Origin of the sequence: Roseivirga spongicola (genome assembly GCF_001592965.1) — a bacterium.
In the GTDB taxonomy this organism is placed as follows: domain Bacteria; phylum Bacteroidota; class Bacteroidia; order Cytophagales; family Cyclobacteriaceae; genus Roseivirga; species Roseivirga spongicola.
In genome coordinates this window covers 868,875-884,134 of record NZ_LRPC01000028.1, presented here as the reverse complement: position 1 = coordinate 884,134, position 15,260 = coordinate 868,875, and the positions used below count along the sequence as shown (strand labels likewise).

9 protein-coding genes are annotated in these 15,260 nt (G+C 40.1%); 8 read left to right on the top strand and 1 reads right to left on the bottom strand.

Annotation, left to right across the window (positions count from 1 at the left end):
• Positions 1–63 precede the first annotated feature (63 nt).
• From AWW68_RS15685 to AWW68_RS15660, 6 genes are all read left to right on the top strand, one after another.
• Positions 64–3,342 (top strand): SusC/RagA family TonB-linked outer membrane protein, encoded by a 3,279-nt coding sequence (locus tag AWW68_RS15685; protein WP_245660254.1) that lies wholly within the window; start codon positions 64–66, stop codon positions 3,340–3,342.
• Positions 3,343–3,370: 28 nt separating this feature from the next.
• Complete coding sequence (locus AWW68_RS15680) at positions 3,371–5,152, top strand: RagB/SusD family nutrient uptake outer membrane protein (protein WP_068222992.1); 1,782 nt, start codon at positions 3,371–3,373, stop codon at positions 5,150–5,152.
• Positions 5,153–5,238: 86 nt separating this feature from the next.
• Positions 5,239–6,480 carry an alkaline phosphatase family protein gene (locus AWW68_RS15675; protein WP_068222989.1) on the top strand — a complete coding sequence of 414 codons (1,242 nt, stop codon included), beginning with the start codon at positions 5,239–5,241 and terminating at the stop codon, positions 6,478–6,480.
• A 2-nt stretch (positions 6,481–6,482) separates the two neighbouring features.
• Positions 6,483–7,394 (top strand): metallophosphoesterase family protein, encoded by a 912-nt coding sequence (locus AWW68_RS15670; protein WP_068222986.1) that lies wholly within the window; start codon positions 6,483–6,485, stop codon positions 7,392–7,394.
• Positions 7,395–7,502: 108 nt separating this feature from the next.
• The gene (locus AWW68_RS15665; RefSeq protein WP_068222983.1) at positions 7,503–7,760 is read left to right on the top strand and encodes a CBU_0592 family membrane protein; all 258 of its coding nucleotides are present in this window, start codon (positions 7,503–7,505) and stop codon (positions 7,758–7,760) included.
• 457 nt (positions 7,761–8,217) lie between these two features.
• Positions 8,218–8,820 (top strand): hypothetical protein, encoded by a 603-nt coding sequence (locus AWW68_RS15660; protein ID WP_068222980.1) that lies wholly within the window; start codon positions 8,218–8,220, stop codon positions 8,818–8,820.
• 99 nt (positions 8,821–8,919) lie between these two features.
• Here the strand turns inward: AWW68_RS15660 and pckA are convergent, their stop codons facing one another.
• Positions 8,920–10,536: a phosphoenolpyruvate carboxykinase (ATP) gene (gene pckA, locus AWW68_RS15655; RefSeq protein ID WP_068222978.1), complete on the bottom strand. Its 1,617-nt coding sequence runs from the start codon at positions 10,534–10,536 to the stop codon at positions 8,920–8,922.
• 217 nt (positions 10,537–10,753) lie between these two features.
• Between pckA and AWW68_RS15650 the strand changes: the two genes are divergently transcribed.
• A complete protein-coding gene (locus AWW68_RS15650; protein WP_068222974.1) occupies positions 10,754–12,283 on the top strand; it encodes a peptide MFS transporter in 1,530 nt (509 codons plus the stop codon).
• 87 nt (positions 12,284–12,370) lie between these two features.
• Positions 12,371–15,223 carry a M16 family metallopeptidase gene (locus AWW68_RS15645; RefSeq protein ID WP_068222973.1) on the top strand — a complete coding sequence of 951 codons (2,853 nt, stop codon included), beginning with the start codon at positions 12,371–12,373 and terminating at the stop codon, positions 15,221–15,223.
• The last annotated feature ends 37 nt before the right edge of the window (positions 15,224–15,260 follow it).

Genomic DNA, 15,260 nt, shown 5'->3' with positions numbered 1-15,260 from the left:
TTAACTCCCACTTAATACTGGCCACCTACCTTTGAGTTATTAAAACCTAATTCGAAAAACTCTATGAAACGACTCTACCAAGAATTAAGAAACAGCCGAGCCTTCATGACGGGCCTAGGTTGCTTTCTTGTGCTATTGACTTTGAGTTCTTCTGCCTTTGCGCAATCCAGAAGAGTTCAGGGGCAGATTACTGACGCTAATGGCGTTCCACTCTTCGGAGTAACTGTGTTTGAAAAAGGAACGACCAACAATGGAGCTATTTCTGCCGAAGATGGCTCTTACACTATTACAGTGGCCAGTTCTGAATCTGTGCTTCTCATTACTTCAATAGGTTTTGTAAACCAAGAAGTAACAGTTGGCAATAGAAATACCATCAACATTATGCTTGAAGAAGACATGACCATGCTTGAAGAAGTGGTGGTGGTAGGTTATGGCACTGAAAAGAAAGTAAACCTTTCTGGCGCTGTAGATCAGGTGAATGCAGAGCAACTTGAGAAAAGACCTATCAGTAATGTTACTGAGGGGCTTCAGGGGGTTGTACCAAACCTAAACATTATGAACAATTCTGGTGCCCCTGGTTCCAATTCTAACATTAACATTAGAGGTATTACTTCAATCAACGGTGGCGATCCGCTCATTCTGATTGATGGTGTCCCTTCTAGCACTGCAGAACTGAATAGAATTGCTCCACAAGATGTAGAAACAATCTCCATTATTAAAGATGCATCTGCTGCTGCAATTTATGGTGCAAGGGCTGCTTTTGGTGTGGTGCTTATCACCACAAAAAATGGAGAGGGCAAAGTAAAGGTGAACTACACTGGTTATGTATCCTTCAATAGACCAACCGTTACGCCAAACAAAGTTACCGACCCTTATATCTACTCTAGGCTTCTTGAAACCTCTACAGATAATACCCCATGGGATAATGTGAACTATAATGATCAGTACTACGATTACGCCAAGCAGAGATCTGAAGATCCTTCAGTTCCGGGTGTAAGAATAAACCCTTCTGATGAATCGCTTTGGGAATATATGGGAGATAGAGATTGGACTAACTATTTCTTAAAAGACAATACAGTTTCTAACAACCATCAGATATCAGTTAGCGGAGGGCAAGAAAACGTGAATTACCTACTTTCAGCCTCATATAGCCGTCAAAATGGTGTGTTACGACTTGCAGAAGACTATTTCGATAGATACACAGTAAGAAGTAAGGTCAATTTTAAGCCTACCAACTGGCTGACTGTAGGAAACAATACTTACTTGACAACTACCGAAAGAAAAGAGCCTTCTCAATTGAGTTTGGGTGCTATTTATGACGTTTTCCCTACTTCTTGGAATATTAACCCTGATGGTACTTGGGCTAATTCTGGCGCGGGTCGAATTGGTGCGCAGCTAACCGATGGTGGTGAAAGTATTACAGAGTACAGCAGTCTACAGTCTCAGTTTACTACCAAAATCGATTTCATTAAAAATAAGCTGAGTTGGAATAATGACTTCACCTTTAGAAGAGGAAGACAAGATTGGAATTGGTACAGAACTAAATACCAGATTGGCTATGGCCCTGGCGATGTAAGAGAAGAAGGAGACAACAGAGCTTACCGCTCAAATGCTATTGATAACTACTATGTGTTCAACTCTTACTTAAATTTCAATCAGATGGTAGGAAGTAGACACGACTTCAGTGCTACTGCCGGATTTAACCAAGAGCACTACAGATACAACTCTTTCAGTGCAGAAAGATATAACGTTATCTCTGCCTCATTACCAACTATTGCCTTGGCTACTGGAGATCAATTTGTAAATGAAAGTATCTCTGAATGGGCTGTGAGAGGCTTGTTCTATAGATTGAACTACATATTTGATGAAAAGTATATTGTTGAATTCAACGGTAGATATGATGGTTCTTCAAAATTTCCATCAGACAAAAGATGGGGTTTCTTCCCTTCGGCTTCTGTGGCATGGAGAGTAGATGAGGAGAACTTCATGGACGGGCTTTCTGATGTATTCAGTCAGCTGAAATTAAGAGCTTCTGTTGGTTCTTTGGGTAATCAGGCCATTGGTCCGTACGATTATATTGCCACAATGAGTGCTTACCAAGGCAATTATTTAATTGATGGCAGTCTTCCTCTAGAAATTTCTTCTCCTCCTTTGGTTTCCGGCAACTTCACTTGGGAAAAGGTAGTAACCACCAACTTTGGTGTAGACATGGCTTTTATGGATAATCGCCTAACGGCCTCTTTCGATATATACAGAAGAGATACAAAAGATATGCTCACCTTGGGTAAAGAGTTGCCAAACGTACTTGGTGCAACTGAACCAAGAGAAAATGCCGCTGACTTGAAGACCAACGGATGGGAATTGTCACTAGGTTATCAAGGCGAGGTTAGTTTAGCTGGTAAACCATTGAGCTTTAATCTTACGGGTATTCTTTCCGATAGCAGGTCTTACATCACTCGATTCGATAACCCTACAGGTAGCATCACTCAGTATTATGAAGGTATGGAGCTAGGTCAGATTTGGGGCTTGGTAAACGATGGCTTCTTTGAGAGTACCGATGAAATTGCTGCTTTAGATCAAACAGGAATTATTCCATGGGGAGCGCTTTCAATTGTGCCAGGATGGATGAAGTACAAAGATTTAGATGGTAATGGAGTAATTGAAAAGGGTTTGACTCTTGATGATACTAAAGACTTAACGGTGATTGGTAATCAGGCACCACGCTACAGCTTCGGGTTCAACTTTGCAGCCGATTGGAATGGGTTTGATATTAGCGGACTAGTTCAAGGAATTGGAAAAAGAGATTACTACCCATTAGACTACTTGTATTGGGGCTTCTATCAGCAGCCTTATGCCGGAGGTTACTATCACTTGTTCGATTTCTACAGAGCTGAATCAGAAACTGGTGCAGATAGAGATAGACACTCTCAGTCATATCTAGATGCTGGCCTTGCTGATCAAAATTTAGATGCTAAATATCCTCACTTACAGTCATGGTTAGCAGATAGAAACCTTGGTGAGAGAATAGATCAGGCTCAAGGTTTAGGTATCCCTCAAACAGATTATTTACTGAGTGCAGCATACGTAAGGTTGAAAAACTTAACAGTGGGTTATACACTACCACAGGCACTTACAAGTGGAATAGGAATTAGTAACCTTAGAATCTATGTGAGTGGAGAAAATCTGATGGAGTGGTCTGCCTTGAAAGATTACTTCGATCCTGAAGCAGTTAATGATGCCATTCAATACAACCCAGCTGTTAGCCAGTCTAGAGGAGTAGGTAAGGGTTATAGTTATCCATTCCAAAGAAGGTATGTAGTAGGTGTAAACATTGGTTTCTAATTCAACCCAACTGACAAAAGATACAACAATGAAAAAGTTAAAATATATATTCTTATTCACCCTCATTGGTGTTTTTGCCTGTGACGATGAATTCTTGGATGTAGTGCCAGAAACTTCTATAGGAGAAGAAAACTTCTTCAATACCGAAGAAGACTTGCAGATTTACATCAACAGCTTGTACAACTTTCCGGGTACCGGAAATTACAATGCCGACCGTGCCACTGATAATGCGGCAACCACAGGTAACACGGAGTTGAAGACCATGATGGTGAGCACGCCATCTTCTACCTCAATTACTGGTGGATGGAATTGGGGAACCCTCAGATCTATCAACCTTTTTCTAGAAAACTTTGAACGTGCAGATATTTCTCCTGAAAAATTAAACCACTTTGAAGGTTTAGCAAGGTTCTTCAGAGCACAGTTTTACATGGAAATGGTTAAGCGGTATTCTGACGTACCATACTATGACTTTGTAATTGATACTGACGATACTGAGGCGCTTACCAGACCAAGAGACCCAAGAACAGTTGTTGTAGATAAGATTTTTGATGACTATCAGTTTGCTGCAGATAATGTGTTTGAGAACCAGCCTTCTGGTGCTGTAAATCAATGGGTAGTTAAGGCGTTTATGGCCAGAGCAGCCTTGTTTGAGGGTACTTTTAGAAAGTATCATGATGAATTAGGCTTAACCGCCTCGGCTAACGTCTATCTGTCTAAAGCTAGAGATTTGGCCAAAGATATAATGGATAATGGCCCGTTTAGCATTCACAATACAGGTAATGTAAATTCTGACTATGCCTCATTGTTTACTGATCCTGACCTTGGTGATAATCCAGAGGTAATCTTTGCTGTTTATAGCGAAGACCAAGTGAGAAATAGCGGTTGGTCCGAAACCATTTTCGGAAACTACGAAGTGAGCCCAACCAAAGACTTATTGCAGTCTTATTTAATGGCCGATGGTTCTTTCTATTCTTCACAAGCTGGTTATGAGACTTTCAGTTTTGTAGATGAGTTTGAGAATAGAGATCCTCGTTTGTCTCAGACTTATGCCTTTCCAGGTTTCTTTCTAATCAATACTGGTACTTACTCTCAAGGTGGTGGTGTTTACGTTCAGCAGTTGGCTAAAAACTTCTCTGGTTATCATCAGATTAAAGGTTTTGTGAATGTTACTGACCAAGCTGTAATCAATAGTTTAGATTTCCCTGTAATCCGTTTGGCAGAAATGCTCCTTACCTATGCAGAAGCAAGAGCCGAGCTAGGTGAGTTAACCCAGGCAGACCTTGATATGTCCATCAACTTATTGAGAGATAGAGCAGGTATGCCGAATATGACCATGACCACAGCAACAGATCCTTTTCAGCAGGCAAAGTACCCTGGTGTAAGTGCTGTATTACTAGAGATTAGAAGAGAAAGAAGAGTAGAGATGGCCTTGGAAGGCTATAGATACGATGACCTAATGAGATGGAAGGCTGGTAAATTATTGGAAGAAGAGCCAAAGGGAATCTACTTCGATGGCCTCGGTAAGCATGATTTAACAGGTGACGGAATTGAAGATATTGTGTTGTTGAGTGAGTCTGAGTCTATTCCAGATCCGAAGGAGCAAAATTCTCTTGGCACTACATTGGTTTACTATAAAGCGGGAAATCCTGGTGAAAGTGTAGGTGTTTTCCTTTCTAATGGTAATAGTGGGCATATTATAACCGTGAACGAAAGAGGTACTTTTCAAGAGCCTAAGTATTATTACAGACCGGTTCCGGCCGCTCAAGTAACGCTTAACCCCAACCTGACTCAAATTTTCGGTTGGGATTAGGTTCTCCCTTACTGGGGTAAATAAACGGTTGGGGCAAAGGCTCCAACCGTTACTTCATTTTCAACTTTACTGATGATCTTTCCTTTATGAAACAACTTTTTGGACTACTAGCTTTTGTGCTACTACTCAGTAATTGTGCAGCGCAAAAAGAGAAAAAGGTGGTACTTATAATCATCGATGGCGTGCCAACCGATGTTTTAGAAAGAAATGAAACACCGCATATAGATTCTATAGCTGCAGTGGGTGGTTATGCACGCTCATATCAGGGTGGAGAAAAGGATGGCTACAGCCAAACTCCAACCATTTCTGCTCCTGGATATATGAATATGATTACAGGCGTATGGGGAAACAAACACAATGTTTGGGGAAATTCCGTAAAGAATCCGAACTACAACTATTGGAATATTTTTCGCGCAGCAGAAGAGCTTAAACCAGAGTTAAATACTGCCATTTTCTCTACTTGGGAAGATAATAGAACTAAGCTGATAGGCGAGTCTAAGCCAGAAGCGGGCTCTATAAAATTAGATTATGCCTTCGATGGTTTTGAGTTAGATACCGTTGCTTTTCCTCATGGCGATAGTCGTTTATTCATTCTGCAGATAGATGAGCATGTAACAGATGAGGCTGCGGTTTATATCAAAGATGAAGCGCCCGATTTGTCATGGGTTTATTTAGAATATACTGATGACATTGGTCATGCTTATGGCGATAGCCCAGAAATGGTGGAGGCTGTGGGCTTGGCCGATGCTCAGATTGGCAGAATATGGGAAGCTATTCAATACCGCGAGGCCAACTTTAATGAAGAATGGATGATCGCTGTCACTACTGACCATGGTAGACACCCATTTAACGGAAAAGGTCACGGAGGGCAAACAGTGAGAGAAAGGCTTACGTGGGTGGTTACTAACCTCTCGGATCTAAATGAGCGATTCAATGACGGTTTGGCTGTTGTAGATATTTACCCAACTGCTATAAATTTCATGGGTGTAGAATTGCCAGAGGCTCAAAAATCTGAGTTAGATGGTGTGCCATTTATTGGAAAAATATCACTTCAGTCGCCACAGGCCAGATACAATCAGGGCGTATTGAGTCTTACGTGGAAATCCATTGGCTCCGGAAATGTAGAGATACTCTATACCGATGCCAATGAGTTTGCTAAGGGTGGAACAGACGAATACATTTCATTGGGTAAAGTTTCGGTAGGTGAAGACGAGTTTCAGACTCCACTAGAGTTGAAGGCGGGCACTTATAAGTTCCTTTTGAAAGGCTACAATAATTGGGTTAACACTTGGCTAACCATTACTGACGATCAAACCACAAACAACTAATAATGAATAGAAGAGAAGTTATATCATCGCTTGGGTTACTTGGTGCAGGCGCTTTAGTTGGAGGCAAAGGCTTGAGTACTTCTAGCAGAAAACGAAGTATAAGAATTGCTCACTTAACAGATGTGCATTTACGCGACTATGAGGATGCTCCGAAGAAATTTGAAAAGTGTCTTCATGCGCTTCAGTCAATTTCAGACGCACCTGATATAATCTTTAATGGTGGAGATACCATTTTCGATGCTTTAGGTGCTGAAAAAAGTAGTGTAGAAAGACAGTGGAAACTTTGGGATAGTATTATCAAAGAAGAAAATAGTCTGCCAATAGTTCATTGCATTGGTAATCATGATGTTTGGGGTGCTGGCGATAAGTCCGATATTCTTTATGGAAAGGCTTATGCTGTAGATAAGATGGGGCTAAGCTTGCCCTACTACAGCATGGAAAAAGCTGGCTGGAAGTTCATTGTTCTAGATAGTACTCACCCTGTAGGAGAAGGCTGGTACACTGGTAAATTAGACGATGAGCAGTTTGATTGGTTCGAAAACGAATTGGCAAATACCGATTCAAATAGACCAATCATGGTAATGTCTCATATACCAATATTGACAGCCACTGGCTTTTACGAAGGGAATGAAAAAGAAGGTAATTGGGTTGTTCCAGGCAGCTGGATGCACATAGATTTCAACCGTATTAAGAAGCTTTTTCTTAAGCATCCGAATGTGAAACTATGTATTAGTGGCCATATGCACTTAGTAGATCATGTTCAGTATAATGGAGTAACCTATTGCTGCAATGGTGCCGTAAGCGGAAATTGGTGGGGGAACGAAATGTACCATGAAACTCATGCCGGCTTCGCTTTAATAGACCTGTATGACGATGGAGGTTTTGATGTAGAGTATAGAACCTACAATTGGTAAAAGAATAATAATACAGTTGTTTACCTCATGTTTTTACAGATTCAGAGCTTTGTCGTGGGCTCTGAATTTCTGTTTTTATGGAGCTAGGAATTACTGAACTGGAAAATTATGTGGCAAGAAGTAGCCGTTCAAGGTATTGGTTGGTTAGGGACAATACTCTTTATTATTGCCTACATTCAGTTGAATAGGGGAGTTTGGACAGTGAAAGACCCAAAATATCATGTCTATAATATTTTGGGTAGTATCTTTTTGGTTGCTAATACTTTGTGGGATTACTCTTACGCTGCCACTATGGCCAATCTGTTCTGGGGTGTTATAGCGGTTTATGGCTTCCTTAAATTCAAGAAAGAAGCAAAAGCTGATTAATTCAAGTTTCTCTAAAGTCTACTTTAATAGTCTCAGTTCTCTAGAAATTCTGAATGATTCTTAAGTTTAGCCTGAGACTTCTTCCGCATGGAAATGTCTATTTGTTGTGTTTGATGAAAATTGAACTATTCTAATTTTGTTATGTCAACTGCAGAAACTTGATTTTACATATCATTTATACAACTATTAAGGTTTCATTGAGATAAAATCCGTTTCCAATAAGGCTTATTCCCTATCTTAATATCGAATTCGTTACCGCCTTATAGTTCCATAAAATGTTTAAAATGTGCTTTTAAAATGCTTAAAAGCATGTTTTGAGAGCCTCCTCTCTTTTTGTTCACTCTTTTAAGATTGATTTTTGAAGCTTGACTCGTAAAAAATGCTTTGTACAACAGAATGCAGTCAGTTTTGTTTTCATTATTTAATTTGCTCCTGTTAATCACCTAAAGCCAGTATAATGAATCGAATAAAACTACTCGCAGTAGGAGCTATGTTTTTGGCTCTCATCGGTACGCTTCCTGTACACGGGCAGACCGAAAAGTCACTCGATCAGTCGTTTTCTGAAATCCTCAATAGTTCGGAGTCTTATGAAGAATATAAGGTGATAAAGACCTCAAAGCTTAATGCCTTTAGAGGTGCTATGTTCGATAGTCTAAAATTATACCGAGGCACTATTCAAAACCTGCAAGGAGAGCTGTCTGAAGTGAAGTCAGACATGGCAGAAATGAGAAGTGAGCTTCAGGCCGTTCAGCAAAGCTTCAATGACAGTCAAGCCAATTCAGAGATGATAGGCTTTTTGTGGTTCGATGTAAAGAAACTTACCTATTCAATCTTCCTTTGGTCTTTGGTGGCCTTACTCACTTTATGTTTGGCCATAATGTATGGCAGAATTAAGCACGTTTGTGGCGTGGTTAAGCGAGTTAAAGCAGCTTACTCCAAAATTGTAGAAGACTATAGAAACCAGCGTTTTCAGGCCACTGAAAAGCAAATAAAGCTCAAAAGAGAGCTACAGACGGCTTTAAACAGATTAGAGAATATTCAAGCTTCAGAGCAGCTCTAGCGCTTTAGCTTAAAAATACTTAGTAGTGTCGGATTGGTCGAGAGGCCATAAAAAAACCCCAGCAGACGGCCGGGGTTTTTTGTTGATATTAAGTGAGTTCTATTCGTAATCTGTTCTTGGCTTAGGGCCACCTGCCATAATTTCATCGTTGGCATAAGACTCAAACTTCTCAAAGTTCTTCTGGAACATTCTAGCCAGCTTGTTAGCCTTTTCGTAGAATCCTTTATCGTCTTTCCAAGTTTCTCTAGCACTAAGCAATTCGCTTGGTACTTCTGGGCAAGTCATAGGTATTTCAGCACCAAAAATTGAGTGCTTTCTGTAGCCTACATTGTCCAATACACCTGAAAGTGCCGCAGAAATCATAGCTCTAGTGTATCTCAACTTGATTCTTGAACCAACACCGTAAGGTCCGCCAGTCCAGCCAGTGTTAACCAACCAAACATTTACACCGTGCTCATCCATTTTCTTACCTAGCATCTCTGCATATTCAGTAGGGTGCAATGGCATAAATGGAGCGCCAAAACAAGCAGAGAATACTGGAGTAGGCTCAGTAACACCGGCCTCAGTACCTGCTACTTTAGAGGTGTATCCTGAAATGAAGTGGTACATAGCCTGACCTTTGTTCAATTTCAAAAGTGGAGGCATTACACCGTAAGCATCGCAAGTTAAGAAGAAGATGTTCTTTGGAATACCACCAATAGATGGTTCCGCAATGTTGTTGATGTGGTGAATTGGATAAGATACTCTAGTGTTTTCAGTCACAGAAGTATCTTCATAATTCACGGTTCTAGTGCCTTCTACAAATCTGGTGTTCTCTACAATTGCACCATACTTGATAGCTCTGAAAATGTCTGGCTCGTTTTCTTCAGTAAGGTCAATGGCTTTTGCATAACAGCCGCCCTCAAAGTTGAATACGTTTTTCTCTGTCCAACCGTGCTCATCGTCACCAATCAACAATCTATTAGGGTCGGCAGATAAAGTAGTTTTTCCTGTTCCTGAAAGGCCAAAGAAAATAGCAGTATCTCTTTCTTTAATTCCCATGTTGGCAGAGCAGTGCATAGGTAAAACGCCATCTTCAGTCGGCAACAAGAAGTTCAACACAGAGAAGATACCTTTCTTCATTTCACCAGAGTACTGTGTACCACCAATAAGAATCATTCTCTTGGTAAAGTTTACAATAGCAAAGTTGCTTTGTCTGGTACCGTCAGTTTCAGGGTCTGCCTCAAATTCTGGGCAAGAAATAATAGTAAAGTTCGGTTCGAAATCAGGAAGTTTATAATCTTCTGGTCTGATGAACATGTTGTAGCAGAACATGTTGTGCCAAGCAAAAGTGTTAATTACTCTTAGCTTAAGTCTGTGCGTTTTGTCTGCTCCAGCATACGCATCTCTAACATATACTTTCTTGTCTTCCAAGTAAGTCAACATCTTGTTATAGATCTTGTCGAAAGACTCAGGAGAAATGCCAATGTTAATATCTCCCCACCATACTTTATCTTCTGTCATTTCATCTCTTACAATGAAACGGTCTTTAGGAGATCTTCCGGTGAACTTACCGGTGTCGCACATTAACGCACCTGTATCAGTCAGGTGGCCTTCGCCATTCTTAATGGCTTCTTCTGTTAACTCAGTAGGGCTGAGGTTCCAATGTGCTTCTTTAACTTTTTTAATGCCTGCAGCTTCCAGGCCTGTTTTGGATTTCGTTCCGGTTTCTAACATGATTTTTATAGGTACTTTCCTTGTTTATGAAATCGTTTGCAAAAGTAATTATCAGGTTCGAATTTAGGGCATGAATTTTTAACAATTACTGATTTCCGTCATTTAGGGTAGAAATCCTTTCTAAATGGCATATTTACGATGGCTTTGAATGAAATGCCTTGTAATATTTTTCAGACAGTACTAATTTGGAAACTTTGCTAAAAACTAAATATCAACTATGTCAGAAATAAAAAACATAGAAGGACCTCAGATGCTTGGTCATCCTAAAGGTCTGTTCTATCTGTTCTTTGCAGAACTATGGGAGAGGTTCAGCTTCTATGGAATGCGTGCCTTGCTTACCTTATATATGGTAAACGTGGTTTTTGAAGCACTAGTAACCAGAGACTTTGCGGCAGCAGCCGTTTATTCATCTTATGGATCACTCGTATATGCTTCTACCGTAGTAGGAGGGAGAATCTCCGACAAGATTTTAGGCTTTAGAAAGTCTATTTTCTTAGGAGGTATCCTGATGGCTCTAGGCCATTTTGTGCTGGCTATTGAGAGCGATATGACTTTCTTTTTGGCTCTTGCACTTATAGTAGTTGGTAATGGTTTCTTTAAGCCGAACATTTCAACCTTTGTTGGTTCTTTGTATAAAGACGGTGACACCAGAAAAGATTCAGGGTTCACCATCTTCTACATGGGTATTAACATAGGTGGTTTTGCTGCCCCTCTTTTGTGCGGTTGGTTAGGCAGAGAGTATGGATGGCATTACGGATTCGGCTTGGCTGGTATCGGTATGTTAGCCGGACTTATCTTCTTCTGGTCAGGTATTAAGGCTGGTGTCTTTATGGACAAAGGTTTGCCACCAAGCGAAGAAGCTTTGAATAAAACTGTTCTAGGTATTAAGCAGAAAGTATTAGTGCCAATTTTGGCTTGTATTGCTGCTCCAATCATTGCTCTAATGTTGGCTTCATATGAGCCTTTATTAAATGGTGAATCATTCTTTGGAGATCAGAATATTGTTAATGTGCTCTTCAAAGGTATTGGTATTGTCATATTACTCTACATGGGGTACATTTTGTATCAGGCTAGTTTAGAAGAAAGAAAGAAGCTAGCGGTGGCACTGTTCATTACTCTATTTATGACCGTGTTCTGGGGTTTTCATGAGCTTTCTGGAAGTGTAATTACTCTTTTTGCCGATAGAAATGTGAACCTAAGCATTATAGATGCAGCTCAGACTAATGCACTGAACTCCATGTTCATCATTATTCTTTCTATTCCTATTTCATTACTATGGACTTACCTAGCTAGAAAAAAGAACAACCCTCGTACACCTTATAAATTCGGGATGGGTCTGTTATTGGCTGGTATAAGTTTCTATGTATTGGCGTTAAGTGGCGGTTCGGCCGATGAAAACGGTATGGTACCTTTCAGTTACTTGCTAATTATGTACTTCTTACTTTCAGTTGGTGAGCTATTTATGTCGCCAGTAGGGCTTTCTAAAATTACTGACCTTTCTCCTAAAAGAATTGTAGCTTTTATGATGGGTATTTGGTTCTTGTCTAGTGCCTATGCCTTCCAAGTGGTGGGCTTCATAGGCAAGAAATTGGCTGTGGAAAGCACTGGTTCTGAAGTAAGAGGCTTCGCAACTTTAGATGTGTACATTGGTGGTTTTGAGCTAATTGCACAATATGCAATAGGAGCTGGAATAATAGTCTTTATTCTTTCTCCGATACTTAACCGTTGGATGCAAAACGTACATTAGAACAACCTATCCATTTATATAATTACAAAGCCGCCTCAACAATATGGGCGGCTTTTTCATTAGATTTAGATATACCAAAAGATTAAGATGAAAAAAACACTCAAACATCTGATTGGGCTGGCTTCAGCAAGTGTTATGCTTGCTTTTACAGCATGCCAAAGCCCTACAGAGTCTCCTACAGACGAGTTTTCACTCGACTATGAGAAATATGAATTAGACAACGGCTTAGAAGTTGTCTTGCATCAAGATAATTCAGACCCTAAAGTGGCTGTGGCAATTCTATACCATGTAGGTTCAAATAGAGAAAAGCCTGGAAGAACTGGTTTTGCACACTTTTTTGAGCATATGCTCTTTCAAAACTCTGAGAATGTAGGCCCTGGAAATTTCATTAAGTATATCAATGAGTTAGGGGGAACCTTCAACGGAGGAACTTCAACAGACCAAACCGTTTACTTTGAAACTGTACCTAGCGATGCGCTCGAAAAAGTGCTTTGGATGGAGTCGGACAGAATGGGCTTTTTCATCAATACGGTTTCAGAATGGGGCTTAGAGAATGAAAAGCAAGTAGTAAAGAATGAGAAAAGGCAAGGTGTAGACAATAGACCTTACGGACATAAGAGCTACGTTCAACTCAAGAACCTTTACCCAGAAGGCCATCCATATAGCTGGGACGTTATTGGTAGTTTAGAAGATTTGCAAAATGCTACAATTGCCGATGTAAAAGAATTCTACTCCCAGTTCTATGGTGCTGGTAATGCTACTTTAGCTATCGCTGGCGATATAGATATTGCCAAAGCTAAAGAACTGGTAAATAAGTATTTCTCAGAAATAGGTTCTGGTCCTGCGGTTGAGGCAATGAATCCTATGCCTGCAGTGTTGGATGAAACCAAACTTTTCTATCATGAAGACAAGTTTGCCAATCTGCCAGATTTGGAGATGATTTACCCAACTGTAGAGGAGTACAATAATGATATGTGGGCCTTAAATATGCTCGGTCAATTATTGACTGATGGTAAGAAGTCGCCTCTTTACAAAGTGGTTGTGGAAGAAAAGAAGCTAGCACCAAATGTATATGCATATAATAGTTCTGGAGAAATAGCAGGAACATTCAATATTGGTGCTAGAGCTTTTGATGGCATAGACCTCAATGATTTAAGAGATGCCATTTTTGATGGGATGGAAAAGTTTGAAAAAGAAGGCTTTACCGATGAAGATTTGGCAAGAATTAAAGTAGGTGCAGAGACAGGTGTTTATAACTCAGTATCAAGTGTATTTAACAAAGCATACCAGCTTGCCAGCTACAATACCTTTACTGGAGACCCTGGCTACATAACTAAAAACCTGAAAAAAACGCTCAATGTAACTCGTGAAGATGTTATGAGAGTGTACAATAAGTACATCAAAAATCAGGATTACTTGGCTACTAGCTTTGTGCCAGTGGGTCAGAAAGAATTGGTGCTAGAGGGCTCGGTTCAGGCCGAAGTTGTGGAAGAGCCAATTGTTCAAGGGGCAGAAGGAAATCTAGATCAATATGAGAGAAATGTGGAATTTGAAAAAACTGCATCTCAGATAGACAGGGCTGCAATTCCAGCGTTGGACGGTGATTTAAGCTTTGCTCCACCAAGCATAACAACTGATGAACTCTCTAATGGCATGAAGGTATACCACATTTACCAAGATGAGCTGCCTATGGCTCAGTTCAGCATTAGACTTAAAGGAGGAATGTTTTTAGACAACCCAGAGAAGGTTGGGGTGGCCGCATTGCTAGATAATATGCTAATGGAAGGAACAGCCAATAAAACGCCAGAAGAGCTCGAAGAAGCCTTAGGTCAGTTAGGGGCTAGTGTTTACGTTTCATCTTCTAGAGAATACATTACCATTTCTGGTAACTCTTTGGCCAAAAACTATGATGAGGTATTGACTTTAGTAAAGGAAATTTTGTTAGAACCACGTTGGGATGAGAAGGAGTTTGAAAGAATCAAAAGTTCTGCTATCAACTCCATACAGCAGTCTAATGCCAACCCGAATGCAATAGCATCTCGTGTTTTCAATGAAGTGCTTTATGGTAAAGATCATATTTTCTCTAAGCCAACTTCGGGCACAATGGAGTCAGTTTCTAGTATCACACTTGAAGACTTAAAAGACTATTATAGAGATAATTTTTCTCCATCTGTGGCTTCCTTCCATTTTGTAGGTGCAATTTCTAAAGATGAGGTAATGACTTCTTTGGAGCCATTGGAGTTATGGATTGCTAAAGACGTAACCTTTCCGGAGTATGAGGTGAAAACTAATACTGAAGAGTCCAGAATCTTCTTTGTAGATTATCCAGATGCAAAACAATCGGTCATCAATATCGGACGAATTGCCATGGAAGATGGTAACGATGATTATTCGGCAGCTTCGGTTTCTAATTACCGTTTAGGTTCAGGTTCAGGTTCAATCTTGTTTAAGGAGTTGAGACTTGAGAAGGGCTATACTTATGGCGCTTATTCTGGTTACAGCCGAACTATGGATGGTGCTGTTTTTCAGGCTTCTTCAAGCGTAAGGAGTAATGTAACCAGAGAATCTGTAGATCTATTTAAGGACTTGTTAGATAACTATAGTACCGATTTCTCAGATGAGGATTTGGAGGTAACCAAGAATTCAATTTTGAGAAGTAATACGCAGTCTTACGAGACATACGGTAGTCTATTGGGTATTCTTCAGAATATTTCTACTTACGAGCTGCCATTAGATTATATAGAAAAGGATGAAACCAAGCTAAAAGCTATGGATAAGGCGGAGATCAAGCAAGTGATTGACGAGTTTATGAATCCTGATAACTTGGTATACGTTGTGGTTGGAGATGGAAAAACTCAGCTACAAAGATTGAATAATACTGGATTAGGAAAACCAGTAGTGATTAATAAAGATGAAGAGTCTCTTAAGATAGATAAGTAAGAGACTAATCGGTAAATTTTTAAAGGAGGCTCTCTCA